Source organism: bacterium, from assembly GCA_026708055.1.
Lineage (GTDB): Bacteria > Actinomycetota > Acidimicrobiia > Acidimicrobiales > CATQHL01 > VXNF01.
In genome coordinates, this window is sequence record JAPOVS010000069.1 from 28173 (window position 1) to 53805 (window position 25633).

A 25633-nucleotide genomic window follows, 5' to 3' on the forward strand; every position below is an offset into this window, starting at 1 on the left:
CCGCCCGGCGCGCCGGTCGTCAGGGCGGACCGTCCCCGCCGGGCGCGGCCAGCAGGACCACCAGGTCCTCCAGCGGGGTGACCATCCCGGCGTAGAACGGGCCGAACTCGGCGTAGATCGCCGAGGCCCGGTCGTAGCGCAACGTGTAGACCACGTCCTTCAGATCATCGGGGCGGGCGGCGAAGAGCGTGACGCCCCACTCGAAGTCGTCGATGCCCGTCGAGCCGGTGACCACCTGCAGCACGCGGCCCGAGAAGTTGCGCCCCGAGGATCCGTGCCCACCCATCAGCTCCTTGCGCTCCTCGAAGGGCAGCGTGAACCAGTTCTGCTGCTCGCCGCGGCGCTTGGACATGGGATAGAAGCACCACGCCGGCTTGCCGGGCGGCGGCAGCTGCGGGTAGAGGCGGTGCCGCTTCAACTCCTCGGGCACCTCGGCGGCGTACTCGGAGACCTCGGTCAGCGACACGTACGACGCCACCGCCTCGAGCCCGGTCGCCGCCAAGTCGCGCTGCAGCAGCCGCAGGTTCCAAAGGTCGGCGTCCAGCGCCATGAAGCCCACGTCCGCCTTGTGCCCGAGGATCGCCACCGACACCACCTGGGTGCCGCGATCGATCGCCGCACTGACGGCACCAACCACAGCTTCACCGTTCCAGCCCGCACCCAGCCGGCAGAACAGGTGCAGCACACCAAGCCCCTCGCCGGGAGTCACGGGCTCGGGCGCGCGCTCGGAATCAAGAGGTCCGGACATGGGCCGAGGTTACCGGCGGCCCCACTCCGACGGCAGCGAACAATCGAGGGCGGGGGACGGGGAGCCGATTCGCGACGCCTTGCGCCCGCGCGAAGGAGCGAACGGCACCCCGGCCCCCGCCCGGGCCGGACCGCGCACCGAGAACTGCTCAGTCGGCGTAGATGCGAACCGTGCCGTCGCGGGCGAAGCCGCCGAGTTGCAGGCCGGCGCTGCGGGCCACCTGCACCGCCAGCGCCGACGGCGCGCTCACCGCCACGAGGGCGCTGAACCCCGCCGCCCAGGCCTTCTGGACCATCTCGAAGGAGGCCCGACCGCTCACGTAGAGGCACAGCGAGGTGGCCGGCAGCGCCCCGTCAAGCAGCAGGCGACCCACCACCTTGTCCACGGCGTTGTGCCGGCCGATGTCCTCCCGCACCAGCAGCGGTTCCCCGGAGCGGTCGGCGGCGCCGGCGGCGTGCACCGCGCCGGTGGCGTCGAAGAGGTCCTGCATCTCACGCATCCGGTCGGGCAACTCGGCCAGGGTGGCGGGCTCGAATCGCTCCGCCTCCGGCAAGGGTGCCAGCGTCTCGGCCAGCCGTTCCACCGCCTCGCTGCCGCAGATGCCGCAGGCCGAGGAGGTGATGCCCAGCCGGGGTGTCGGCGGCGGCCCCTTCCCGTCGGTCTCCACCGACACCACGTTGAACTCCGACTCCACGGGCGGCCCCTCGCCGCAGTAGCGGATGCGGCGGACAGCGGCGCCGTCCAACCAGCCCTCGGCGTGGCAGAACCCCGCCGCCAGCTCGAAGTCGTGCCCCGGGGTGCGCATCGTGGTGGCGACGAGGGTGTCGTCGAGGCGGATCGAGAGGGGTTCCTCCACGATCAGGGTGTCGGGCTCGCGGAGGACGGACCCGCCGTCGAGGCGGCTGGTGATGAACCGCTCCGTGCGGCTCCGGGCCACTAGCCGCCCCTGGTCCGGTCGCCCGAACCGGCGTCGGGATGACCCTCGGCGTTCTTGTGCCAGACGATCCGCAGCCCGTGCAGGGTGAGCCACGGCTGCACGTGCTGGATGCAGGCCGTGTGGGGCGCGATCAGGTCGGCCAGGCCGCCGGTCCCCACGACGGTGGCCTCGCCGATCTCGGCCATGATGCGCCCGCACAGGCCGTCCACCTGCGCGGCGTAGCCGTAGATGGCGCCGGACTGCAGCGATTCGGCCGTGCTGGTGCCGATGACGTTCCGGGGCGCGGTCAACTCCACCGACCGCAGTGCGGCCGCCCGCTCGAACAGCGCTTCGAGGCTGATCTCGACGCCCGGCGAGATGACGCCGCCCAGGTACTCGCACGCCGAACTGATGACGTCGAAGGTGGTGCCGGTGCCGAAGTCCACGACGATCGTCGGCCCCCCGTAGAGCGCCACCGCGCCGACCGCGTTGGCGATGCGGTCGGCGCCCACCTCGCGCGGGTCGTCGTAGCGAATCGGGATGCCGCTGCGCACGCCGGGCTCGATCACCACAGGTTCGAAATCGAAGTAGTGCGCCACCAGCTCCCGCAGCGCGGCGGTGATCCGCGGCACGCCGGAGGCCACGGCCACGCCCGACACGTGGCCGAGCAACTCCCAGTGCTCCACCGCCAGGAACCCGTCGATCAGCACCGCCAGCTCGTCGGCGGTGGCGTCGCCGTTGGTCGCGGCCCGCCAGTGGCCCACCAGCCCGCCCTCGGCGGTCTCCAGGCTCGCCGGATCGCCCAGCTCGTAGAGCCCCAGAACCGTCTGGGTGTTCCCCACGTCGATGGCCAGCAGCACGGCTAGGAGTCTCCGGCGGCGCCGGCCTCGGGCCGCAGCGTGGGGAACAGCACCACGTCGCGGATCGTCTCGGCGCCGCACAGCAGCATGACGAGGCGGTCGATGCCGAGACCGAGCCCCCCGGTGGGCGGCAGCCCGTAGGACAGGGCCCGCAGGTAGTCCTCGTCGGTGGTCATGGCCTCGCTGTCGCCGCCGCGGCGGCGGTGCTCCTGGTCGGCGAAGCGGCTGCGCTGCTCGTCGGGGTCCGCCAGCTCGGTGAAGGCGTTGCCCAGTTCCCGCCCGGCGACCACCGCCTCGAATCGCTCCGCCAGGCCGTCGACGCGGCGATGGCGGCGCGCCAGCGGCGACACCTCCAGCGGGAAGTCGCACACGAACAGCGGGCCCCGCAGCTCGGACTCGACGCGGCGCTCGTAGATCTCCGCCAGGATGCGCCCCGCCGACCAGCCCGCCTCGGTGGCCACCTCCAGGCGGTCGGCCTCGCCGCGCAGGTCCGCGGCCGCCGGGCTGTCGGGGGTGCCGGTGGCCGGCAGCTCGCGCCCGGCGAACTCCGAGACCACTTCGGCCATCGTGGCGCGGCGCCACGGCGGGGCCAGGTCGAGGCTGCCCCCGTCGACGCCGATCCGGGTGCTGCCGGTGGCGGCGGCGGCCGCGGCGGCGCTGAGCTCCTCGATGAGGACCATCATGTCGGTGTAGTCGGCGTAGGCCTGGTAGAGCTCGAGCATGGTGAACTCGGGACTGTGGCGGGGCGACAGGCCCTCGTTGCGGAAGATCCTCCCCAGCTCGTAGACGCGGGGCAGGCCGCCCACGACCAGCCGCTTCAGGTACAGCTCGGGGGCGACGCGCAGGTAGAAGTCGCAGTCCAGGGCGTTGTGGTGGGTGACGAAGGGTCGTGCGGCCGCCCCGCCCGGGATGGGATGCAGCATCGGCGTCTCCACCTCGGTGAAGTCCCGGGCGGCCAGTTCGGCGCGGATCGCCGCCACCGCCGCGCTGCGGACCTCGAACGCCCGGCGGGTGGCCGGCGTGACCCACAGGTCCACGTAGCGCTGCCGGTAGCGGGTGTCGGTGTCGGCCATGCCGTGCCACTTGTCGGGGAACGCCCGGCGGGCCTCGGCCAGCAGCCGCCAGTCCCCCACCTGCACCGACAGCTCGCCCCTGCGGGTCTTCATGACCTCGCCGGCGGCGCCGACCCAGTCGCCGATGGACAGCGCGCAGAACTCCTCGTAGTCGGGTGTGGCGGCCGCGGGGGCGAAGAGCTGGATGCGCTCGCCGCTGGCGTCGTCGAGCGTTCCGAAGCAGAGCCTTCCCTGCACCCGGCGCAGCATGAGCCGCCCGGCCACGGTGGCCTGGACCCCGGAGGACTCGCCGGCAGCCAACTCGCCGTGGGCCGCGTGCAGCTGCGCCGCCGTGTCGGTCGGCTCGAAGCGGTAGGGGATGTCCCTGCGGTCGGTCACGAGCGTGCCTCTGGCTGATCGGTCTGGTTGACGGGCCGGTGGGGCCGGTCGGGCTGGCGCGGCACCGGTTCGGGGGCGCGTGCGCACTCGCAGGTTACGTCGGCGGGACGGTGGCGCCGAGGTTGTCGATCAGGCGGGCGCCCCCGAGCTGGGCCGCCACCAGCAGGCGAATCTCGCCGGCCAGCGGCTCCCGCGGTGCCAGCGTGGCGGCGTCCACGACGCAGGCGTAGTCCACCGGGCCCACCAGGGGCTCGGAGGCCAGGACCTCGGCCATCGCCGCCTCCACCGCCCCGGTGCGTCGCTCCCCCGCCTCGATGAGCGCCGCGCCGGCCCGCAGCGACCGCTGCAGCACCGCCGCCGCGGCCCGCTCGGCGGCGCCGAGGTAAGCGTTGCGGCTCGACAGGGCCAAGCCGTCGGGCTCGCGCACGGTGGGGCAGCCCACGACCACGACGGGCAGCGACAGGTCGGCCGCCAGGCGCCGTACCACCGCCAGCTGCTGCCAGTCCTTCTCGCCGAAGTAGGCGCGGCACGCCCCGACGATGGCGAACAGCTTCGCCACCACCACGCCCACCCCCGACAGGTGCCCGGGCCGGTGGACGCCCTCCAGGGGCGCCGACAGCTCACCGAAGTCCAGGCCGGTGACCGGCGGCGCCGGGTACATCTCGGCGGCACCGGGGGCGAAGACCGCCGCGGCGCCCTCGACGGCGCAGAGCCGCACGTCCTCCTCGAAGCCCCGGGGGTACGCCGCGAGGTCCTCGCCGGCGCCGAACTGCAGCGGGTTCACGAAGATCGACACGACGGTCGCGTCGGTCTCGGCGACCGAGCGGCGCAGCAGGCTGAGGTGCCCCTCGTGCAGCGCCCCCATGGTGGGGACCAGGCCGACCACCTCGCCGCGGCCGCGGGCCGCCTCGCAGAACGCCCGCGCGTCCGCAACCGTCCGGAGCAGGCGGACGTCGCTCAAGGCCGGCTCAGGCGCCGCCCAGCTCGCCGGCGGGGCGCACGCCGTCGGCGCCGTCGACATGCCAGCCCGGCGCCAGTTCGGGGGCCAGATCGCCGAGGGGCACCATCACGAAGGCCCGCTCGTGCATGCGCGGGTGGGGAACGCCGAGGTCGGGATCATCGACGGTCTCGCCCTCCACCCACAGCACGTCCACGTCCAGCGTGCGCGGCCCCCAGCGGACGCGCCGCCGGCGCCCGGCGGTGGCCTCCAGCTCCAGGGCCGCCTTCAGCAGCTCGCGGGCGGAGCGCTCGGTGCGCAGCTCCACGACGACGTTGAGATAGGGGCCCTGGCCGGGAGGGCCCACCGGGTCGGTCTCGTAGACCGGCGACACCGCAACCACGTCACCCATCGCGGCGACCGCTGCGGTCAGCAGGGCTCGCCGGTCGCCCAGGTTGGAGCCCAGAGCCAGGAACGCCCGTCTCACCGGTCGGCGCTCCGCCAGGCGGGCGTCGCCGGCGGCTCGGTGATACCGGCGCCGGCGTCGGTCGGGTTGGGGTCGCCGGCAGGTCCGCCGGGACCGGTGCCGGTCGGGGCGTCGCCGCGGGTCACGCCGGTGCCGGCGATGCCCAGCACGGTCTCGCGGCCCCGCTGGCCGATGGGGCGGCGCAGCAGGCGCTCGGTGGCGTGCAGGGCCGACGGCACGTCGCGGTAGCGGCCCATCCACAGCCAGTAGCCGGCGAGGAACCCGGCGAGGGTGTCGTCGACGCGCTCGTGGTGCAGCAGCAGACGCTCCCCCGCCTCGACGCGACGGGTGATCTCCGCGAAGGCGGCCAGCGTCGGGGCCACGTCGGCGGCGTCGCCGAGCGGCAGGTGGAGGTAGGGCATCTCGTGTTCGTCGTAGCTGTGGAGGTTGTGCGGGCCCGACAGCAGCGACACGATGCAGTCGAACTCGTGGCGGCGGATCCAGATGATCTCCTCGGTGCGCCGCACAGCCCGATGGTTGGCGCCGTAGCCGCCGGGCCGCTCGCAGACGGCGAGCAGGTCTCTCACCACCCAGACGAGATTCCGGGGCTCGATGCCGTCGGCCCAGCGCCCTCTCATGGCCGATGCCCTCTCACGGCCGATGCCCTCTCATGGCGCCCCCACCGGCCGGCGGGCGCCCACGATCCTCGCCGCCTCCACGGTGGCGGCCACGTGGCGCGTGCGGAGCACGGCCGCCCCCGCCAGCATCGCCCAGACCGCCACGACCAGCGCCCCCTCCAGGCGATCGGCGTCGCGCTCGGCGGCAGCGTCGGGCACGGGAACACGGCGGGTGTCGGCGGCGGCGTGGAGCTCGTCGATCAGGCCTCCGTCCCCGGTCCCCACGACCAGCGGCCGGCCGAGCGCCGCCAGGCGTTCCAGGCCGCCCAGCAGGTCCAGGTCCTGCTCACGGGAGCGCCCGCAGCCGATGCCGGGATCCAGGTAGATCTCCGACAGCCCTGCGGCACCCGCCCGCTCGCCCTGAGCCTCCAGCGACTCCAGCGCCTCGACCAGGGCCGGCCTCCCGCCGGACGGACTCCCCCCGCCGGACCGCCTCCTGCCGGACGGACTCCCCCCGCGGGACTGACTCCCGCCCGGCTCGCCGTCCGTCACCGGCACCGGGGCCGCCGTGTGCACCGCCACCCAGCCGGCGCCGGCCTCCGCCGCCACGCCGGCCAGCGCCTCCCGGGTGCCGCCGGGCGCAGCCCCCGGGAGCATCGAGTGATCACAGATGAGCGTGGCACCCGCAGCCGTCGCCGCGGCTGCCAGGGTCGGCGAAGCGGTGGCGAGGGCCACCCGCGCATCGCCGGCGAGGGCCTCGACGACGTTCGCCACCTGTTCGGCCGGCGGGGGGCCGGCGCGGGGTGTGCAGGCGATTTCGACGATGTCCGCCCCTTCGGAGATCATGCGGCGGCCGCTGGTCACAGCCGCACGCGTGAGGGACCGGCCGTTGTCGGCGAACATGTCGGGCGCCAGGCGGAGCACGCCCATGACCTTCGTCTCCATGTCTCGGACCGGATCCGTCTCGGCTTCTGCTCGACCCGCAGGCTACCGGCGGATGCCCGGCGCTCGGCCCGCGGCGTCAGTCCACCGCGGCGGCGCTCTGGTCGTAGATGCAGATGTACGGCAGGTTGCGGTAGCGCTCGGCGAAGTCCAGCCCGTAGCCGATCACGAACTCGGGCGGAACCTCGAAGCCCACGTAGCGCAGCTCGGCGGCGCTGGGCCGGCTGCCCTCGCGCACCAGCAGGGCGCAGACCTGCAGCGAGGCCGGCGAGCGGGCCATGAGCAGGTCCCGCAGGTAGGCCAGCGTGAGACCGCTGTCCACGATGTCCTCCACCAGGAGCACGTCGCGGCCGGCCAGGTCCACGTCCAGATCCTTCAGGATGCGCACGACGCCGCTGGTCTTCGTGGAGGCGCCGTAGGAGGACACCGCCATGAAGTCCAGCTCCACGGGCAGGTCGATCCGGCGGATCAGGTCGCTCATGAACATGAACGCCCCCTTCAGCACCCCCACCAGCAGCGGCCGGCGCCCGGCGTAGTCGGCGGTGATCTCCTCGCCGAGTTCGACGATGCGCCGCTGCAGGGCGTCGGCGGCGATGAGCTCGGGCCCCGGCGGGGTGCTCAGACCGTTGCCCGAGGCGCTGTCGGGTTGCGGTGCGGTGCTCATGGCGGGTCAGTCTGGCAGACGGCGGGGGCGCCCGCGGTCGGCTCCAGGTGCAGGCGCTGCGCGCTGCGGCGCACCCGCCAGCCACCGCCCACGTCGGTGGCCCGCGCCTCGCCCAGCGCCACCGCCAGGGCCCGGTCCACCGCCGCCAGGTCGGGCGGGTGCCGCTCGCCGCGGGCGGTTGTGCCGCGGGCCTCGGTGATCCAGCGGCCCTCCGTGATCCAGCGGCGCAGCGCCCAGCGGGCCAGCGCCCGGGGTGCCGCCGCCAGCGCCGCGCAGTCGCGGGGATCCAGGTCGACGACCGCCGCGTCCAGTGCCTCGGTGGCCTCGCGGGCCAGGTCGGCGTGGCGGCACAGCAGCGGCGTGACGTCCCGCTCGAAGATCTGCTCCAGCAGCGGGATCAGGTCGTGGCGCACCCGGTTGCGGCGGATCGCCGGATCCAGATTCGACTCGTCGAGCACGGGCGTCAGCCCCGCCAGCCGGCAGACCTCCGCCGTCTCGGCGCGCCGCAGGCCCAGCAGGGGGCGGCGCCGGGTGGGCTCCATGGCGGCCACACCCGCCGGCCCGGCCCCCCGCAGCAGGTTCAGCAGGACGGTCTCGGCCTGGTCGTCCGCCGTGTGGCCCAGCAGCGTGCCGTCGGGCAGCGCGGCGTAGCGGGCGCTGCGGGCCCGCGCCTCCAGGTTGGGACCGGGGGCCACCGACGCCGACTCGCAGCGGAAGCCGGCATCGACCGCCGCGGCGGCGGCCGCCACGACGCCGGCATCGGCGGCCGAGGTGGGGCGGATGCCGTGATCCACGTAGACGGCCGTGACCTCCAGGCCGGCGGCACGGGCCAGCACCAGCAGCGCCAGGGAGTCCGGACCCCCGGAGACGGCGCAGGTCACCGCAGCCGGTGGCGGGGGGAAGGTGCAGCGCCGCAGGAACGGCTCGAAGGCGCCCGCAGCGATGGCGCTCCGCAACGGAGGCGCCGCGCCGACCGGGGCGGCGCCGGGCGCCGGGTGGGCCGCGGTCAGGCCGCGGCGCGGGCGTTCATCCGGTCGATCCACAGCTTCGGGGACCTGATCTCGCCCATGCTGGGGAGGCAGTCCGGCGCCTCCCAGGCCCGCTCCACGAACGCCGTCCCCTCCTGGCGCTCCACCGCGTCGATGAACGCCTCCCCCGCCTGGTACTGGTACAGCTTCGCCTCGATGCCCACGAGGCGCTGCAGCAGCTTGTTCAGGCCGCGGGCCGAGGAGCGCCGGGCCCGCAGCACGCGGCCGAACCGGCCGGACTCCGAGAGGCGATCCGCCCCGGCGCGGTCCATCGTCACGTCGCCGTGGCCCTCCAGCAGGCTCATCATCCCCGACAGCTTGTCGAGGGTGCCCCGCTGGGACTCCGGCGCCAGCAGCGCCGTCAGGCCGCCCTGGCGGAACGGGTCCTCACCGCTGCGGCGGGCCTCCACGAGGCGGCGGACGGCCTCCATCATGCGGCCGGGGTCGGGGTCCACCACGTCGAGCGCCTCGTCCACGAGACCCAGGAAGTGCCGGCGCAGCCAGGGGATGCCCATGAACTGGGCCCGGTGGGTGGTCTCGTGCAGTGCCAGCCAGAGGCGGAACTCGCGGCTGGGGAAGCCGTGGCGGCGCTCCAGCACGGCGATGTTGGGACCGACGTAGTACACCATGTCCTGGTCGTCGAGCTTGTCGTCCTCAATGATCAGCAGGTCGTACTGGCCGAGCACCCGGGTGGACATCCAGCCCAGCAGCGCCCCCACCTCGGCGCCGCTCATCATGCGGGTGATCTCGTGCATCGGGCCCGACTCGTCGACGTTGTTGGCCATGCGGTCGGTGAGGGGGCGCAGCAGCCGCTGGAACGACGCCACGTTGGCCCGGATCCACGAGCGGCGGTCCACCACCATGGCCCGCGCCCTGCTCGCCACCTCCAGGCCGGTGGCCTCGGCGACGAGCCGCTCGGCCTGCTCGGTGGCCTCGCTGAAGTCTCGGCCGATCGAGCGGACCGCCGGTGACCGGAGGTCGGGCTGGGTGCCGCGCTCGGCCACCCGGAAGGCGACCCGCTGGGCCAGATCCCAGTCGACTGCTTGGCTCACGGAGTGTCCCGATCAGCGGGGCCGCTCACTCGGGCGCCCGCTCCTTGCCCCGCGGCGGGTAGCGCCGGCCGTGTACGACCTTGAAGTAGCCGGCGATCGTGGCGATGATCGCCAGGACCGTGAGCGCCACCAGCAGGGGGGCGATCCACCAGTGCCAGACAACCGCCATCAGGGCCACGGCCACATCCTAGAGGTCGGTGACGTCGATCTGGCTCAGGTCGATGCGCTGGAGGGTCTCGGAGATGCGGATGCGCAGCGACTCGGGGGCCTGCTCCCGGCAGTGCAGTGCCACGAGGCTCTGCACGTTCATCTGCGTGTCGAAGGTGGCGGTGCAGGGGGCGCAGTTCTCCAGGTCCCGGCGCAGCGCGGCGATGCGCCCGGCGTCGGGGATGCCCTCGGTGGCCTGCAGGATCCGCTGCGCGGCGTGCGGGCAAGCGCCGGGCACCCCGGAGCATTCGGCGAGCGGCCCGAACGGGTCGGGGGGCGGGAATTCGTTCATCTCTGTGCTCCGGGGGATATGGCCGCAACCGGGGAGTCGTCGTCGACGAGGCCGCGGGCCTCCCCGTATTCCTGCAACGTCTGGCGCAGCCGCTTTCTTCCCCGATGCAGCCGGCTCATGACCGTGCCGATGGGGATGTCGAGGATCTCGGCGATCTCCTTGTAGGCGAAGCCCTCCACGTCGGCCAGCAGCACGGCCACGCGGTAGGACTCCGGGAGCGCTTCGATGGCGTCGCGCACCTCGGCGGAGGTGATCCCGTCGAGCAGCTCGTCCTCGGCGCTGCGGGACAGCCGGGCGCTGTCGGCGCCACCGAGGCCCCGGTACAGGTAGAGCGTGTCGGTGTCGCCCAGGTCCACCTCTTCGGGGCGGCGCTTGCGGCGGCGGTACTCGTTGATGAACAGGTTCGTGAGGATGCGGAAAAGCCAGGCCCGCAGGTTGGTGCCCTCGGCGAAGCGGTCGAAGCCCTTGTAGGCCCGCAGGTAGGTCTCCTGCACCAGGTCCTCGGCGGCGGCGTCATTGCGCGTCATGCGCCGGGCGGCGCCGTAGAGCTGGTCCATGTAGGGCATCGCCAACTCGGCGAATCGAGCCCGATCAGCCACACCACCAGCCTAGAAGCCACCCGCGGGGCTCAACCCCCGCCCACCGCTACCTGGAATCTCACGTCGGGACGATGCGCAGTGGCGTGTGCCGCGCGATGGCGGCGAAGTCGCGATCGCGTTGCAGCACCGGTACGTCGAGGCGGATCGCAACGGCCGCGATCAGGGCGTCCACCTGCGAACGCAACGTCTCACCCCGCCGGCGGAAGTCCCGGTAGATCCTGGCGGCATCGAGCCAGTCGAGCCGCGGGGTAAGCCCCTCGACATGCTGCGCGGCCAGCAGCCGCTGCAGGGAGGCGACGGAGTCGCGCTGGGCGCCGGCCATGACCTCCAGCAGGATCGGGTCGATCACCACGACTTCGCGCCTGGCTACGGCCTCCCGCATGCGGTGGGCTTCGGCTGATCCCGTCGCTCTGAGGAACTCGATCCAGGCCGACGTGTCAGCCAGCAGCACCGCTGCCCCAGTCGCCGAACCGGTCGGCCCGCATGGCGTCGAGGTCGCCCTCCCAGCCGGCACCCTCCATGGCGAGTTGCTCCTCGACGCTCATCAGCCCACCCCCGAGCAGGCGCTCCAGGGCTAGATGCACCGCCTGGCGCTTGGTCTGCAGCCCGAACGTGCGCATGACGCGCTCGATCAGGTCGTCGTCGATATCGATGTTGGTCCGGCTCACGGCCGCAGTCTACACCTCTATGTGTATTGATGTGTAACCGCGGCCCGGAGACGGCGAACCTCCCCCTGAGCCCGAGCGGGGAATCGAACCCCGGACCTATTCATTACGAGTGAATCGCTCTGCCGACTGAGCTACCCGGGCGCCGATGTCGCCGGGGACCGGCCCGCGGCGGACATCGCTCGACAGGCTAACGGCTCAGGCGCCACCGAGCATCACAGGCCGCTCAGACGATCTGACAGCCGCAGGCCCTCGAGACCCCCTGATCCGCGCCCGCGGCGCCTACGGTGTCCGGGACCGGAGAGCCGGGGAGAGGTTATGGATTCGTCAGGCGAGACAGCCTCGGGCCTCGGCGTGGTCCGGCTCGACGTGCCTCCGGTCACGAAGACCGATATCCTTCCCTTCCTGACCAGTCCGGTCGGCACGCAACTCTCGCTCGAGTCCGTCCCTGCATGATCTACAGGGCGATATTCCTCGCCGACGGATCGTCGGACGAACCTCTGGGCGAGCATCTGGAAGTCCGATGCGCCCGGCGAGACTTGGCGGTCCGGGTCACCACGCCCGAGGAAGGTCACGCCCTCCATGCACCGGCACCGTTGTCGCTCGCCCGTCGGTATGTCGGAAGTGCTTGTGCGAGCCGCGCTGGCGGACTTCCTCGAATCCCAGGCTTGTAAGCACGGCTATGGCCTCGCGTGGCTTGAGGACCGGAACTGCCACCACTCGGACTCAGGCCACCACGACGACCTGAGTGCCGACGAACTCGCCTGCCATCGCGGGCTCGCCGTCGACGAGGATCAAGGCAATGACGTCCTTCAGGTTGTCATTGAGTTCATCGAGCGTCTCGCCCTGGCTGTGCGCACCGGGAAGGCCTGGGACATAACCGACATAGAGCCCTGTATCCGGGCAGCGCTCGACGACGGCTGTGTAACTCTGCATCGATCCACGATCCTGAATAGCTGACATCGCCCGCCATGGTAGTGGCGCGTCGGAGCAGGGCTGCCTCGACCCTGCGCTGAGCGCCTCTGGGAGGGACCACCCTCAAGGGCCGAGCGATGCCAGGGGCACGACGGGGATTCCGTCCTCCGCCAACTCGCCAGCAAGAACATGGAGGTTCCCTCCGACCGGTTGACTGACGCGCCCGCCGCCGGCGCCCCGCCCGGGCCAGGCACCATGTGAGGCCCGCCGACAAGCGGGTCAGTCGGGGGCGAGGTGGGGCCAGGGGTTTGTGGCTTCTATCTGGGCGGCGACCTGCAGCAGCACGTCCTCGCGGGCGTAGGCGGCTGCGAGTTGGACGCCGAGGGGGAGGCCTTCGGCAGTGCGGCCCATGGGGATCGAGATGGCGGGCTGGCCGCTGAGGTTGAAGGGCAGGGTGAACGTGCCGTACGGCAGCGAGTTGACGAAGCTCGCCAGGACGTTGTCGGGGGTGGACACCAACTCGCCGATCGGCGGGGCCGGCTTGGCCGTGGCGGGGGTGAGCAGGAGATCCCAGCCGTCGGCCCACCAGGCGGCCATGGCCCGGCCGAAGAGCTGCCGGGCGTTCTGCGTCTTCAGCAGGTCGGTGCCGGGGGTCTCGCGGCCCCGCTCGGCCGAGAACCAGGTGGCCGGCTCGACGTCGGCCTCGGTGAGGGGCCGGCCGATCATCTCGCCCACCTCGTCGAGGGCGGACGCCGTCGCCACCCCCCAGGTCTTGGCGAAGTTGGCCAGCAGGCGCTCATCGGTCAGCGCCGGCGGGCCGGTGGCCTCCACGCTGTGACCGAGTTGTTCCAGCAGCAGAGCCGCCCGCTCCGCCGCCGCGACGCACTCGGGATCCACCTCCACCCTGCCGTCGCCGGGCGAGTCCAGCCACAGGCCGACGCGCAGCCGGCCGGGCTTGCGGAACATCAGCTCGCCGAACGGGCGCTCCGGTCGGGGGGCGATGACCGTGTCGCCGGGGAACGGCACGGCCTGAACATCGAGCAGGGCGGCCGTGTCGCGGACGGTGCCGGCCAGGACGTGCAGAACGGTGAGGCCGGACTCGCCCTCGTGCGGGCCATTGGAGACCCGCCCCCGCGACGGCTTGAGGCCCACCAGCCCGCAGAGCGCGGAGGGGATGCGGATCGAACCGCCGCCGTCGCCGCCGCCCGCCACCGGCACCATGCCCGAGGCAACCGCCGCCGCGGAGCCGCCCGAGGAGCCGCCGGGGCTGTGATCGGTGTTCCAGGGGTTGCGGGTGGGGCCGTAGGCGAGCGGCTCGGTGGTCGCCACCAGACCCAGCTCGGGCGTGTTGGTGCGCCCCAGGAAGGTGAAGCCGGCGCGGCGCAGACAGGTGACCTGGTTGCCGTCGGTGGGGTGGGTATAGCCGGCGTCTCGCAGCACCACCATGCCTAGGTGCACCGGGTCACCCGCCGAGGCCGGCCAGAGATCCTTCAGCAGCATCGGCACGCCCCGGAACGGCCCGTCGGGCAGATCGGGCGAATCCGCGGCCGCCAGGGCCTTGTCGTACAGCTTGTGGACGACGGCGTTCAGCTCGCCGTTGCGGGCCTCGATCCGCCGGATCGCCGCCTCGGTCAACTCCCGCGGCGACACTTTCCCCGCCCGCACCAGCGCCGCCAGCCCGACGGCATCGTGCGCGATGTAGTCCCGCTCGTCAATCATGGTGCCGCGCCCGCTCCTGGATTCCGGCCTTCGCCGGAATGACGAGCGTGAGGGCGAGGGTCGGCGGCCCCCGCCGGACCGACCGACTGAGGGAGGGTGGGAGCTTCACGAGTCCGGGGCGAAGGTGTCGATCATGAGGCGGACGTCGTCGCCGAGGGGGTAGAGGATGGGGCAGGTGCAGCCGTTGTCGCGGTAGTGCTCCACCTTCTCGCGGCACTCCTCGGGCGTACCGGCGGCGCAGATCATCTGCACCACGTCGTCGGGCACCAGCTTGGAGGCCTCCTGCACCTGCTCGAGGGTTGCCGGCCAGGTGAGCACCCGCCCCACGTCTTCCAGCAGCGACTCGGGCACGCCGGAAGCGGCCATGATGTGCGGCTGCTGGCCCAAGTACTGCGTGACCAGCAGGCGGGCGCCGTCGAGGGCGGCCCGGCGGTCCTCGTCCACCGAGCAGACCACGAGCTGGGGCCGGTCCAGGTCGTCCACCGAGCGGCCGGCGCGGGCGGCGCCCCGCTCGAGGGCCTCCATGGCCCGCTGGTTGTAGGTGGGCGACACCAGGTAGTTCAGCACCACGCCGTCGGCGATCTCGCCGGTGAGCTCCATCATCTTCATGCCGGTGGCGCCGATGTAGATCGGCACGTCCTTGGGGCGCCGCTCCTGGAACACGTAGTCGAGTTCCACGCCGTCGAGCTGCACGAACTCGCCGTCGTACGTGACGTTCTGGTCGGCCAGCAGGGCACGCACCGACTCCACCACCTCGCGCATCTGGCGCAGCGGGCGGGCCCGGTCGATGCCGACCTTGCGGGCGAGAGGGTCCCACCAGGCGCCCACACCCAGCAGCACCCGGCCGGGGGCCAGGTCGTCGAGGGTGGAGAAGGTGGCGGCCAGCAGGGCGGCGTTGCGGGTCCAGGAGGCCACCACGCCCGAGCCCACCTTGATGCGGTCGGTGACCGCGGCGAAGGCCGCCATCGGCACCGTGGCCTCGCGCACGAGGCGACTCTCGGCCTGCCAGACGGCCTCGAAGCCCTTGGACTCGGCGTACTGCACGTACTCCATGGCCTCACGCAGGGGGTGGGCGTCCTGCAGGTACATGGCCACGCGGGTGCCGTCATCGCTCATGGGTGTCTCCTGGTGGTCGGGCTCGGACGTGTCGGGTCGGGGGGCCGTCGGGTGGATCGCGCCGGTGGATCGTGCTCGTAGACGGTCAGTCGAGTTCGTCGAGGCGGCGGAAGAGGCGCTGGGCGGCCTCGGCGGCCTTGGCCCGCACCTCGGCGCCGTCGACGCGGGTGGATCGGCCGTCGGCCCAGACCTCCTCGCCGGCCACCTCCACCCGCTCGGGGCGCACGCCGGGGCTGAACGCCACGTGCCAGGGCTCCATGGCGGCGTAGTTCCAGGTGACGCGGTCGTTGCGGGCCTCGGGCATGAGGTCCCAGCCGGCCGAGAGCCACCGCCAGGGCGTCTCCGGGCTGGCGGTCACGTCGCTCTCCCGCAGGCGCACGTAGGCGATGCGGAACTCGTCCAGCATGTCCGAGCCGATGCCGTCGGTGCCCAGGGCGACCGGGTTGCCGGTCGCCTCGAAGCGGGCCGGCCGGGCGTAGCCCACGGCGTTGTTCATGTTGGAGCGGGGGTTGTGCACCACGGTGCCCTGGAGTTCGTGGCCCTCGGGCAGGTGCACGCCGTGGATGAGCAGCCAGTCCGGGCGGCTGAGATCCCGGAGGCGCTCTGCGGCCGGGGCGTCGGCCTCCCCCTCGGCCACGTGGGTGTGCACGCCGACACCGAGGTCGGCGGCCAGTCCGGCGGCGGCCTCCAGGGTCTCGTCGGTGCAGGTGAACGCCGCGTGGATGCCCACGTAGCCGTCGCCGCCCGCACGCAGGAACCGCTCGTTCTCCGCCAGCCCCCGGCGGGCCCCCTCGGCGCCGTGTCGATCGGTCACGCCATAGGCACAACTCACCCGCACCCCCACCGCGGCACACGCATCGGCGATGACCGAGAGCGACCCCTCGATGGCGTTCGGCGACTCGTGGTGGTCGATCACCGCCGTGCACCCCACCTCCAGGCACTCCAGCGCCCCGAGCATGGCCGACCAGTGGATGAGGTCGAGGTCCAGCGCCCGATCCAGCCGCCACCAGATCAACTCCAGGATCTCCAGGAACCCATGCGGCGTCCGGGGAGGCGCCGGCATCCCCCGCGCCAGCGCCGAGTACAGATGATGGTGGGAGCAAACGAGGCCGGGCGTGGTGTAGGGGGAGTTCATCGGCTCAGGAAGCTCGGCGGCGGCTCATCGCCAACCCGGGTAGGGCAGGGACGCCGGTGGACGCCGTAGGCGGCCATTCCGAGGCCGCCGGAGCGCCACCGGCAGCGCCGCCCGGTCATCCGCTGACCAGCGAGGTCGGGGACGCCGGGGGGCGGCGCCGGATCGATTTCGCCAGACGATCCGCCGACGGCCACCGGCGGCCCCGCCCGGACGGACCAACAACCGAAAGCGGCGGTCACGTCAGACGGTGGCGGGCTGAGCGGGGGTTGGGGCGGCGGCGCCGTTTCCGCTGCCGTTGCTGCCGTTGCCGAACGGGCCCCAGGGGCGCTCCCGGTTGGAGTCGTTGCGCATGGGCAGCTCGCTGCGCCAGGTGCCGTCGAAGTCCTGCAGGGCGGCCGCCACGGCGCCGGCGGTGGGCACCAGGCCGATCTCGCCCACGCCCTTGATGCCGTAGGGCGAGTCGGGCTGGGGCACCTCCACCAGCGTCACGTCCACCGGCGGCATGTCCTTGGGCCGCACGATGGCCAGGCTGCGCAGCGTGGCGTTCAGCGGGCGGCCGTCGGCGTCGGAGGGGAACCCCTCGGTGAGGGCGTAGCCGAGGCCCATGTGCACCGAGCCCTCGATCTGGCCCTCGCAGAGCGTGGGGTTCACGGCCTTGCCGACGTCGTGGGCGGCCAGCACCCGGGTGACGTCGCCGCTGTCGGGGTCCAGCTCGACGAGCTGGCAGGCGAACCCGAAGCACGAGTGGATCTTGGGGTTCTCCACGTCGTCGCGCAGCGAGTCGGTCCAGTCCACGATGTAGCTGCCCTCGTAGTCGACGCCCTCCCGGCAGCCGTCGGCCAGCGCCGCCCGGCAGGCGTCGGCCACCGAGCCGGCGCCCATGAGGGTTCCCCGGCTGCCGGTGGTCTGCCCGGCGCCCAGCTCGCGGCTGGTGTCCACGATGACCCGCACGTTCTCGGCGGCCACGCCCAACTCGGTGACGGCGACCTGCTGGGCGACGGTGTGCACGCCCTGGCCCATCTCGGTCCAGCAGTGGCGCACCTCCACGGTGCCGTCGGGCTCGAAGCGCACGACCGCCTTGGCGACCTCCCGCAGGCCGTTGCCGAGGCCGGAGTTCTTCAGGCCCAGGCCGATGCCCACGGGGCGCCCGGCGGCCCGGGCGGCGTCGTAGGTGGGCTTCACGGCGTCGAGGCACACCCGGGCACCGACGCAGCCCTCGTCCATGATCTGGCCGGGGCCCCACACCGAGCCCGGCACAACGACGTTGCGGGACCGCATCTCCCAGCCGTCGATGCCCACGGCCGCGGCGAGGCGGTCCATGACGCCCTCCATGGCGAACTGCGCCTGGTTGGCGCCGAAGCCCCGGAAGGCCCCGCACACGGGGTTGTTGGTGCGGGCCGCCACCGACTCCACGTCGATGTTGGGCACCGAGTAGGGGCCGCTGGCGTGGCCGGCGGCCCGCTCCAGCACCTTCATGCCCACCGAGGCGTAGGGGCCGGAGTCGCCGATCATGCGGATCCGCAGGGCGGTGAGGCCGCCGTCGGCGTCGCAGCCGGCGGTGTAGTCCATGCGGATGGGGTGGCGCTTGGGGTGCAGCAGCAGCGACTCCTCCCGCGACAGCGTGCACTTCACCGGCTTTCCGAGCAGGTGGGCGGCCAGCGCCGTCTGGGCCTGGTTCGACATGTCCTCCTTGCCGCCGAAGGCCCCGCCGTTGCTGACAAGCTCGACGGTCACCATGGAGGGGTCGACGCCCAGCACCGAGGCGATCTGGTTGCGGTCGTCCCACACGCCCTGGCCGCCGGAATACACGTACAGGGCGCCGTCGGGCCGGGGCACCGCCAGGGTGGACTCGGGCTCCAGGAAGGCGTGCTCGATGCGCTGGGTCTGGAACGTCTCGCTGATGACATGAGCCGAGCCCGCCAGCGCCGCGTCGGTGTCGCCCCGATCGTACTTGGAGACCGACAGCACGTTGCCGTCGAGTTGCCAGACGGCGTCGGGGGCGTCCTGCACGGCGGCGACGGGATCGGTGATCGGCTCGAGCGGCCGGTACTCGATGTCGATGAGCGTGGCGGCGTGGCGGGCGATCTCCCGCTCGGTCGCCACGACGATGGCCAGCACGTCGCCCAGGTAGGAGGTGCGGCCGCCCTCGGGGATGAACACCGGCCAGTCCTTGTGGATGATGCCCACCCGCAGCTCGCCGGGCACATCGGCGCCCGTGAAGACGGCCTCCACGCCGTCCACGGCCAGCGCGGGGGCACAGTCGATGCGCACCACGTCGGCGCGGGCATGGTCGGCGAGGCGCACCGCGGCGTGCAGGCAGCCGTCGGGCGTCATGTCGTCGATGTAGGGGCGGAACCCGCACGCCAGGTCGGTGGCCTCGTAGCGGATGCCCCGGGTGCCGACGATGCCGGGCTGGGTCAGGGCGGGCTCCTTGCCGTGGGCCAGGTCCTCCACGGCGTCGAGGATCTTGACGTAGCCGGTGCAGCGGCAGAGGTGGCCGCCGAGGTGCCGGGAGGCCTCCTCGCGGGTCAGGTCGGCGCCCTTGCGGTCGATGAGCGCCTTGGCGCGGACCAGGATGCCGGGGATGCAGAAGCCGCACTGCAGGGCGCCGTGGTCGGCGAAGATGCCGGCGTAGCGGTCCCGCTCGTCGGGGTCGAAGCCCTCCAGGGTGAGCACCGAGGCGCCCTCCACCTTGTCGAGGGGCACCTGGCAGGCCACCCGGGCGCGGCCGTTCAGCAGCACGGCGCAGCAGCCGCACTGGCCGGTCGGCGAGCAGCCGTCCTTGGGCGAGATGATGCCCAGCTCGCTGCGCAGGGCTTCCAGCAGGTGGGGATGGTCGTCGCGGCACTCCACGGTGGTGCCGTTGAGTTCGAACTGCGCCACGGTGCTTCCTCCGGTGGTCTGGGGTTCGGTTTGGGTCTGGTCGAGCTTGGCGGCTCGGCGGTTGAGTTTCGCTTGGGGTTCGGTTGGGATCTGTGGGTCTTGGCGAGGTTGGCGGCTCGGCGGCTGGGGCTCAGGATCGCGCCGGGGCGCGGTCGGGGTGCAGGGCGATGTCGGAGGGGCGGATGGGCACCCGGTTCAGCGGCAGGCCGGTGGCCTGGCGAACCGCGGCCACGACCGCCGGCGTGGAGGAGATGGTGGGGGGCTCGCCGATGCCCTTGGCGCCGAACGGGGCGCCCGGCTCGGGCTCCTCCACGAGGCGGGCGATGCGCACGTCGCACATGTCCAGCGCCGTGGGGATGAGGTAGTCGGTGAAGCTGGCGTTGCGCACCCGGCCGCCGTCCAGGACGATCTCCTCCATGACCGCCAGGCCGACGCCCTGGGCGATGCCGCCCTCGATCTGGCCGACCGCCTGCTGTGGGTTCAGGATGCGGCCCACGTCCTGGGTGGTGGCGACCTCCACGGTGCGCAGCAGCCCCAGGTCGGCGTCCACGTCCACGACGGCGCGGTGGGCGGCGAAGGCGAACGACACGTGCGGCTCGCCCTGGCCGTCGGCGTCCACCTCGGTGGTGGGCGCGTGGTGGTACTCGATCTCGTGGCGGAAGTCCCGCTCGGCGCTGATGTCGGCAAGGTCGCGGCTGAGCCCGCTGTCGGAGATCACCTGGCCGTCGCGCAGGGACAGCTCGGTGGGCGGGATGCCACACTCGGCGGACACGTAGGCCAGCACCTTGTCGCGCACCCCCTCGCAGGCGGCCAGCACCGCCCCGCCCGACATCCAGGTCTGGCGGCTGGCCGAGGACGACCCGGCCGAGCCGATGGCGGTGTCGGCGGGGTCCAGCAGCACCTGCTGGACGCCCAGAACCTCGCGGGCGATCTGCTGGGCGAGCGTCACGAACCCCTGGCCCACCTCCACGCAGGCGCAGGTGATGGTGGCGACGCCGTCGGACAGCCGGCAGGCCGCCGTGGAGTAGTCGTCGAAGCCCTCGGAGAACATGAGGTTCTTGATGCTGGCGGCGTAGCCGACGCCCCGCCGCACATGACTGTCGTCGGCGGTGCGTCCGGCGCCGCCGGGGCGGGCCATGGCGCCGGCGGCGCCGTTGCCGCCGGTGCCGTATCGGCCCGCCCCGTCGGTTCCCTGCGGTAGCGGGTACTCGCCCAAGGCCTCGAGGAGCTCGGCCACGGGGGCGGTACCGGTGATCTGCTGGCCGGTGATGAGCGTGTCGCCGGGCGCCAGGGCGTTGCGCAGCCGCAACTCCAGCGGGTCGACGCCCAGGGCGTCGGCCAGCCGGTCCATCTGGGCCTCATGGGCGAAGCAGACCTGCACCACGCCGAAGCCTCGCATGGCCCCGCACGGCGGGTTGTTGGTGCGCATCCCCCAGCCGTCCACGGCGGCGTTGGGCACCTTGTAGGGGCCGGTGGCGAAGAAGCTGGCGTTCGCGAGGACCGCGGCGGTGGTGGAGGCGTAGGCGCCGCCGTCGAGGATGATCTCGGCCTCCACCTTGACGAGGCGGCCGTCGGCGGTGGCGTGGTGGCGGTAGCGCATGCGGGCCGGGTGGCGGTGCACGTGGCCGAAGAACGACTCCTCACGGTTGTAGAGCATCTTCACGGGGCGCCCGGTGTGCCGCGCCAGCAGGCACAGGTGGATCTGCAGGGTGACGTCCTCGCGGGCGCCGAAGGCCCCGCCCACGCCGGCGAGGGTGAGATGGACGTCGCTGGGTGCCAGGCCCAGCGCCTCGGCGATCTGCCGCTGGTCGTTGTGCAGCCACTGGGTGGAGATGAACAGCTCCACGCCGCCGTCGACGGTGGGCATCGCCAGGCCGGACTCGGTGCCCATGAAGGCCTGATCCTGCATGCCCACCTCGTAGTCGCCCTCCACGACCACGTCGCCGGTGGCGGTGGCGTCGCCGTGGCGGATGCGGATGTGGCGGAACAGGTTGCCCTCGGGACCGATGGGCGGGGCGTCCGCGGCGGCGGTAGCGTCGGTGACGGCCGCCAGCGGCTCGTAGTCCACGACGATGGCCTCGGCGGCCAGCCGGGCGATCTCGGGGTGGTCGGCGGCCACGAGGGCCACCGGCTCGCCGCAGTAGCGCACCACGTCGTGGGCCAGGACCGGCTGGTCGGCGTGCTCGATGCCGAAGAGGCCCGTGCCGGGCAGGTCGTCGGCGGTCAGCACGGCCCGCACCCCGCCGATGGCCAGAGCGGGGGCGATGTTGATGGAGCGGATGCGGGCATGGGGGTGCGGCGACCGCAGCGCCTGGCCCCAGAGCATGCCGTCGGCCCAGAGGTCGGACGAGAAGGCGAAGGCGCCCGTGGTCTTGGGGATGCCGTCGGGCCGCGCCACGCTCTCGCCGACGCGCCCCGTCGTGCGGGGCCGCGCCGGCGCCTCGACGCCAGCGGCCGCGCTCAGCACCATGTCGTCAACCACCACGTTGTCCTCAACCACGTCGCCATCCACCAGCCGGCTCACCCCATAAGTACACACCAAATTTTACATTTCGTCAAAGGATGGGCGTACCGACGGACGCCATCGAGCACCGGATTATGCGCCTGAACTGCTGAGAGCGGGATGAAGGGAGGTCATGGTAGGGTCTATCTAGTGCTGCATGCAGTGCCGTTTGAGTTGCCGACCGCACGGGCTCGGGTGCCGAAGCGGAACGCCCGAGGCTCCGTTGAGTTCGGGCTCGGGATTTGACCGCCGATTCAACGAGCGGCGTCCCTGTTGCTATCCTGCCCACTCCACTGCTACCGGAAAGGCTCTGATCGGCGATGAGGGAAACTCTGCTCGTCATCACCGCCCGGAATATCAGCGGTCCCCTGCTCGCTGAGATGGCTCAGTGGCTGGGGAGCACCTTCATGTCGCCCGAGCCCGACGACGCCGACGAGTTCCTGAGACAGGTCTGGCAAGAGGTTGGCGATGACCTGCGCGGTGCCATGAAGCGGTATCCGTTGGAGCAGGCCGCCAGCGACGCCGACTACTCACTGTCTTCCTCGCCTGCGTGACCGACCAGCCGATCCGGCCGGAGGAGGTCGAGAAAGCGCCCCAACCGCCCGCGGGAGCGGACGTGCAAGTCGCGATGTACCAGCGGGAAAGCCCGCTACCTCGACCCGAGGAACTCCAAGGCTATTTCGACATCTCTGCCGACGTCGGCGATCGCATCCTCAAGATGGCTGAGCAGGCCGCGAATCACCGGCACGAGATGCAGCGCAAGACTCTGTCGTCGAGTGTGGTCTTGGTGTCATGCACAACTGTCATGATCCTCGCGATCGTGGCAGGCGCTGTCTGGCTTGCGATCGCAGTCACTCCCGCTGGCGGCGTGGCGCTCGGGCTCAGCCCGATCGGATGGATCGGCGTGACAATCCTGCTGGCCCGCCGCGGCCGTCGTCGCGAGCAGCCCGAAGACCGTTAATCGAGGGTGATCTCACATCCAAGCGACATGTCTCGGCTGTCGGCACTGGTTCTGGCCGAGCAGTTGGGACTACCTCTGTTCACCGCCTCCGACGAGGTGTCCAGCAACAGGATCGAGATCCACCGACCCTGGTAGCACACCGGCTGTAAGCACCATGGAGCAGCGGGCTGCACACCGACGGCAGCATCCAGAAAGAGAACGGCCCCGACTTCAAGTCGAGGCCGTCGGCCTGGGGCTGCTCACCCCAGGGGGGTACTTCATACTATACCGATCTGCGACTCCCGCTGGCAGGGCACTCCGGGCGCCGGCTGGTTGGCTGCCCAGCCCTTGAGGAGTTGCTTAGAGGGTCAGTTCGGTGCGGGTGCCGCGGAGGTCCATCTCGAACTCGATCTCGCGGACCGGGGGGCGGGAGTTGATCCAGCGCAGGCCGTGACGTGAGGCCTCGCCGACGGTGGGCAGCACGGCGTCCTCCAGCAGGCCCTCCAGCAGGTACACCGTGTAGACGTCCACGGTGGTGACCTGGTGCCAGCCGGCGCCCAGGCCGACCAGGCGCTCCTCCATGATGGCGGCCACGTGGCGGGCCTTCTCGCGCATGGCGTCGGGGCCCAGCTCGCCCTTGCGGACGATGGTGTCCTCATCCAGGGCCGCCTCGCGCAGCTCGCCGGCGCCGGCCACGACGAAGGTCATGGGCGCGTCCGGCCCGGCGGGGGACGTGTAGGAGAAGGCCTGCAGGGAGACGACTTCGGGCGGGAAGTCCTCGGGAGCCACGTTCGTGCGGGCGACGGGGTTTAGGTCGCCCATGTACAGGCCCCAGGATTGGAGCAGTTCGATGTAGCCCTTGTTGAACTCCTTGAACCCCGCCATGGTGAAGGGTTCCGGCGAGCGCAGCTGGATGCCGCACAGGGCCTCGCGGCCCCGGCCGGCGGTGGCCAGGTGGGCGTCGATCAGTTCGAAGCCGTCGCGCCAGGGCAGCGGCGTGCGCAGGGTGGTGTAGACCACCTCGTGGCCCGGGTCGGCGACCACGCCGCAGGAGTAGGGATCGATGCCCGACAGGAAGCAGTAGTTGCCTCGGGGGTTGGCGAGCAGCTCCATGGGATGTCTCCGTTTCTACGTACGTGCTGGACAGTGGACAGCGGACTCAACCGGAACCGCCGCCGAATGGATTCCGGCCTGCGCCGGAACGACGACTGAGACGATCCCGGACACTCGGCAATGCCTGCTGGGAATGGATTCCGGCCTGCGCCGGAACGACGACGGGTAGGATCTCGGACACTGCTCGGCAAGCTCCCGGATTCTCAACCGCTAGGTCAGGGCGGCGTGCAGGATGCGCTCGTAGTCCGCCTCTTCGGTGGGGAACGTGGCGACCAGGCGGCCCCGGCTCATGACGTGGATGACGTCGGCCACGGCGAGCAGCTCCTCGAACTCCGAGGACGCCACCACCACGCCGAACCCGACGTCCTGGGTCAGTTGGCGGATCAGCGCCAGGATCTCCGCCTTCGCCGCCACGTCGATTCCCTGTGTGGGCTCGTCGAGCAGCAGCACGCTCGGCTTCGACACAAGCGCCCGCGCCAGCGCCAGCTTCTGCTGGTTGCCGCCGCTGAGGTTCCCGGCGAGAATCTCGGTGTTGGCGGGCCGGATGCCGAGCGCATCGACGTATTCCCGGGCCAGTTGCCGCTCCTTGCGGATCCGGCGCAGCCCCGCCCGCCTCGCCGTGGAGTGGATGGGCAGCGTGAGGTTCGCCCGAACCGACAGCCCCGGCACGATGGCCGAGGCGCGGCGATCGGCGGGAACGAGCACCACACCGGCCCGGTAGGCATGGCGCACGACCGCCGGGTGAAGACTCTGGCCCCCGACGGCGATCCGGCCCCGGTCGTAGCCGTCGACACCCGCGATGGCGCGCAGCAGGTGGCCGTGACCCGAGCCCTGCACACCGGCCACGCCGACGATCTGCCCCGGGCGCACGCTCATCGTGACGTCGGTGAGGTTGGGATCGCTCGTCAGAGAGTCCACCTCGAGCAGCGGCCTGCCGTTCGTCGCCGCAACCGGCTGAGCCCGCTGCGCCGCCGTCTCGACCCGCTCGAGCGCTTCGACCGTGCCGGCCGGCTCCTTGTCGCCGAGCGTGCTGTCCTTCGTCATCAACGAGACGATCTTGTCCTTGTCGAGCTCCGCCCGGGGGAACGTGCCGACGGCGTGGCCGTCACGAAGGACCGTGATCCGGTCGGCGATGCCCAGAACCTCCGTCAGCCGGTGGCTCACGTAGATGATCGCCTTCTGCTGGTCGCGCAGGGTGTGCAGGCGCTCCAGCATCGCCGCGGCGTCGTTCTCCGACAGCGCCGCGTTGGGCTCGTCCAGAAGGATGACGTCGCCCGGATGCAGCAGTGTCCGGCTGATCTGGGCCAGCCGCAGCTCCGGCACGCTGAGCCGGCCGGCCGGGGCGGACTCGCTGAACGAGGCGCCGCAGAGATCCAGCGCCTCCCGGGTCAGCCGCCGGTCCTTGGCGCTGAGCTTGCCCTTGCGGTCGAACGGCCCCTCGAAGCCCAGCAGCATGTTGCGCCCGACGCTGAAGTCGGGCACCGCCTGCACCTCCTGGGGCACGTAGCTGATGCCCCGCCGCTGGGCGTCCCGGAACCCATGGAACACCACCTCGGCCTCGTCGAGGCGGATGTGGCCCGAGTCGGGGCGGATCAGCCCGGCCAGGATCTTCACCAGGGTGGACTTGCCGGCGCCGTTCTCACCCAGCAGGGCGTGCACCTCGCCGCGCCGCACGTCCAGGGACACGTCGTCCAGCGCCTTCACGCCGGGGAACGACTTGGAAATGCCCTCCAGGCGGGCCGCGGCGGCGTCGCCGGACCCGTCCCGCACGGCCGGCGCGCCCGAGGGCGCCCCGGAGTTCAGCACAGCCGGTGTCATCGTCCGCCGGAGCCGCCGGCGGCGGCCCAGTGCCACGTCCCTGCCCC

Annotated in this window: 27 protein-coding genes, 1 tRNA gene and 1 pseudogene; 3 read left to right on the forward strand and 26 right to left on the reverse strand. The window is 72.2% G+C overall.

Annotated features, from left to right (window positions below):
- Positions 1-19: 19 nt before the first annotated feature.
- From OXG55_14865 to pucD, 24 genes and pseudogenes are all read right to left on the reverse strand, one after another.
- On the reverse strand, positions 20-748 hold the full coding sequence (locus tag OXG55_14865; protein MCY4104520.1) for a chlorite dismutase family protein: 729 nt from the start codon (positions 746-748) through the stop codon (positions 20-22).
- Positions 749-896: 148 nt separating this feature from the next.
- Positions 897-1685, reverse strand: coding sequence for a formate dehydrogenase accessory sulfurtransferase FdhD (gene fdhD, locus OXG55_14870; protein MCY4104521.1), 789 nt, complete (start codon positions 1683-1685; stop codon positions 897-899).
- Complete coding sequence (locus OXG55_14875; GenBank protein ID MCY4104522.1) at positions 1685-2524, reverse strand: type III pantothenate kinase; 840 nt, start codon at positions 2522-2524, stop codon at positions 1685-1687. The genes fdhD and OXG55_14875 overlap by 1 nt, the downstream gene beginning before the upstream one ends.
- A gap of 2 nt (positions 2525-2526) precedes the next feature.
- The gene (lysS, locus tag OXG55_14880; protein ID MCY4104523.1) at positions 2527-3975 is read right to left on the reverse strand and encodes a lysine--tRNA ligase; all 1449 of its coding nucleotides are present in this window, start codon (positions 3973-3975) and stop codon (positions 2527-2529) included.
- A gap of 94 nt (positions 3976-4069) precedes the next feature.
- Positions 4070-4936, reverse strand: coding sequence for a pantoate--beta-alanine ligase (panC, locus tag OXG55_14885; GenBank protein ID MCY4104524.1), 867 nt, complete (start codon positions 4934-4936; stop codon positions 4070-4072).
- A 7-nt stretch (positions 4937-4943) separates the two neighbouring features.
- Positions 4944-5399 (reverse strand): 2-amino-4-hydroxy-6-hydroxymethyldihydropteridine diphosphokinase, encoded by a 456-nt coding sequence (gene folK / locus OXG55_14890; GenBank protein MCY4104525.1) that lies wholly within the window; start codon positions 5397-5399, stop codon positions 4944-4946.
- Positions 5396-6016 (reverse strand): hypothetical protein, encoded by a 621-nt coding sequence (locus OXG55_14895; GenBank protein ID MCY4104526.1) that lies wholly within the window; start codon positions 6014-6016, stop codon positions 5396-5398. Before OXG55_14895 ends, folK begins: the two co-directional genes overlap by 4 nt.
- A gap of 30 nt (positions 6017-6046) precedes the next feature.
- Positions 6047-6940 (reverse strand): dihydropteroate synthase, encoded by an 894-nt coding sequence (locus tag OXG55_14900; protein MCY4104527.1) that lies wholly within the window; start codon positions 6938-6940, stop codon positions 6047-6049.
- A 76-nt stretch (positions 6941-7016) separates the two neighbouring features.
- A complete protein-coding gene (hpt, locus tag OXG55_14905; protein ID MCY4104528.1) occupies positions 7017-7601 on the reverse strand; it encodes a hypoxanthine phosphoribosyltransferase in 585 nt (194 codons plus the stop codon).
- Positions 7598-8644 carry a tRNA lysidine(34) synthetase TilS gene (tilS, locus tag OXG55_14910; GenBank protein ID MCY4104529.1) on the reverse strand — a complete coding sequence of 349 codons (1047 nt, stop codon included), beginning with the start codon at positions 8642-8644 and terminating at the stop codon, positions 7598-7600. The genes hpt and tilS overlap by 4 nt, the downstream gene beginning before the upstream one ends.
- The gene (locus OXG55_14915) at positions 8608-9681 is read right to left on the reverse strand and encodes a zinc-dependent metalloprotease (GenBank protein MCY4104530.1); all 1074 of its coding nucleotides are present in this window, start codon (positions 9679-9681) and stop codon (positions 8608-8610) included. The genes tilS and OXG55_14915 overlap by 37 nt, the downstream gene beginning before the upstream one ends.
- 25 nt (positions 9682-9706) lie before the next feature.
- The gene (locus tag OXG55_14920; protein MCY4104531.1) at positions 9707-9859 is read right to left on the reverse strand and encodes a hypothetical protein; all 153 of its coding nucleotides are present in this window, start codon (positions 9857-9859) and stop codon (positions 9707-9709) included.
- A 9-nt stretch (positions 9860-9868) separates the two neighbouring features.
- A complete protein-coding gene (locus OXG55_14925; protein MCY4104532.1) occupies positions 9869-10180 on the reverse strand; it encodes a hypothetical protein in 312 nt (103 codons plus the stop codon).
- Complete coding sequence (locus OXG55_14930) at positions 10177-10779, reverse strand: sigma-70 family RNA polymerase sigma factor (protein ID MCY4104533.1); 603 nt, start codon at positions 10777-10779, stop codon at positions 10177-10179. Before OXG55_14930 ends, OXG55_14925 begins: the two co-directional genes overlap by 4 nt.
- A gap of 58 nt (positions 10780-10837) precedes the next feature.
- On the reverse strand, positions 10838-11230 hold the full coding sequence (locus OXG55_14935) for a PIN domain-containing protein (GenBank protein ID MCY4104534.1): 393 nt from the start codon (positions 11228-11230) through the stop codon (positions 10838-10840).
- A complete protein-coding gene (locus tag OXG55_14940; protein ID MCY4104535.1) occupies positions 11217-11447 on the reverse strand; it encodes a type II toxin-antitoxin system VapB family antitoxin in 231 nt (76 codons plus the stop codon). Before OXG55_14940 ends, OXG55_14935 begins: the two co-directional genes overlap by 14 nt.
- Positions 11448-11515: 68 nt before the next feature.
- Positions 11516-11588 (reverse strand) — tRNA-Thr (locus tag OXG55_14945).
- A 423-nt stretch (positions 11589-12011) separates the two neighbouring features.
- Positions 12012-12164 (reverse strand): annotated as a pseudogene (locus OXG55_14950) (type II toxin-antitoxin system HicA family toxin).
- 6 nt (positions 12165-12170) lie between these two features.
- A complete protein-coding gene (locus tag OXG55_14955; GenBank protein ID MCY4104536.1) occupies positions 12171-12380 on the reverse strand; it encodes a type II toxin-antitoxin system HicB family antitoxin in 210 nt (69 codons plus the stop codon).
- 258 nt (positions 12381-12638) lie between these two features.
- A complete protein-coding gene (locus OXG55_14960; protein MCY4104537.1) occupies positions 12639-14078 on the reverse strand; it encodes an amidase in 1440 nt (479 codons plus the stop codon).
- A 105-nt stretch (positions 14079-14183) separates the two neighbouring features.
- Entirely contained in the window at positions 14184-15194 is a 1011-nt protein-coding gene (locus tag OXG55_14965) for an LLM class flavin-dependent oxidoreductase (GenBank protein MCY4104538.1), read from the reverse strand.
- 85 nt (positions 15195-15279) lie between these two features.
- Entirely contained in the window at positions 15280-16329 is a 1050-nt protein-coding gene (locus tag OXG55_14970) for an amidohydrolase family protein (GenBank protein MCY4104539.1), read from the reverse strand.
- Between the two features lie 240 nt (positions 16330-16569).
- Entirely contained in the window at positions 16570-19212 is a 2643-nt protein-coding gene (locus tag OXG55_14975; GenBank protein ID MCY4104540.1) for a molybdopterin-dependent oxidoreductase, read from the reverse strand.
- A gap of 130 nt (positions 19213-19342) precedes the next feature.
- A complete protein-coding gene (gene pucD, locus OXG55_14980) occupies positions 19343-21682 on the reverse strand; it encodes a xanthine dehydrogenase subunit D (GenBank protein ID MCY4104541.1) in 2340 nt (779 codons plus the stop codon).
- 353 nt (positions 21683-22035) lie between these two features.
- On the opposite strand from pucD, the gene OXG55_14985 reads away from it, so the two are divergent.
- The 3 genes from OXG55_14985 to OXG55_14995 are packed head-to-tail and all read left to right on the forward strand — an operon-like array spanning position 22036 to position 22811.
- Positions 22036-22269, forward strand: coding sequence for a hypothetical protein (locus tag OXG55_14985; GenBank protein MCY4104542.1), 234 nt, complete (start codon positions 22036-22038; stop codon positions 22267-22269).
- Positions 22266-22676 carry a DUF2335 domain-containing protein gene (locus tag OXG55_14990; GenBank protein MCY4104543.1) on the forward strand — a complete coding sequence of 137 codons (411 nt, stop codon included), beginning with the start codon at positions 22266-22268 and terminating at the stop codon, positions 22674-22676. Before OXG55_14985 ends, OXG55_14990 begins: the two co-directional genes overlap by 4 nt.
- A 6-nt stretch (positions 22677-22682) precedes the next feature.
- Positions 22683-22811 (forward strand): hypothetical protein, encoded by a 129-nt coding sequence (locus OXG55_14995; protein ID MCY4104544.1) that lies wholly within the window; start codon positions 22683-22685, stop codon positions 22809-22811.
- A 204-nt stretch (positions 22812-23015) separates the two neighbouring features.
- On the opposite strand, the gene OXG55_15000 is transcribed toward OXG55_14995, so the two are convergent.
- Positions 23016-23768, reverse strand: coding sequence for a RidA family protein (locus OXG55_15000; protein ID MCY4104545.1), 753 nt, complete (start codon positions 23766-23768; stop codon positions 23016-23018).
- Between the two features lie 210 nt (positions 23769-23978).
- Positions 23979-25622, reverse strand: coding sequence for a sugar ABC transporter ATP-binding protein (locus OXG55_15005; protein ID MCY4104546.1), 1644 nt, complete (start codon positions 25620-25622; stop codon positions 23979-23981).
- Positions 25623-25633 lie beyond the last annotated feature (11 nt).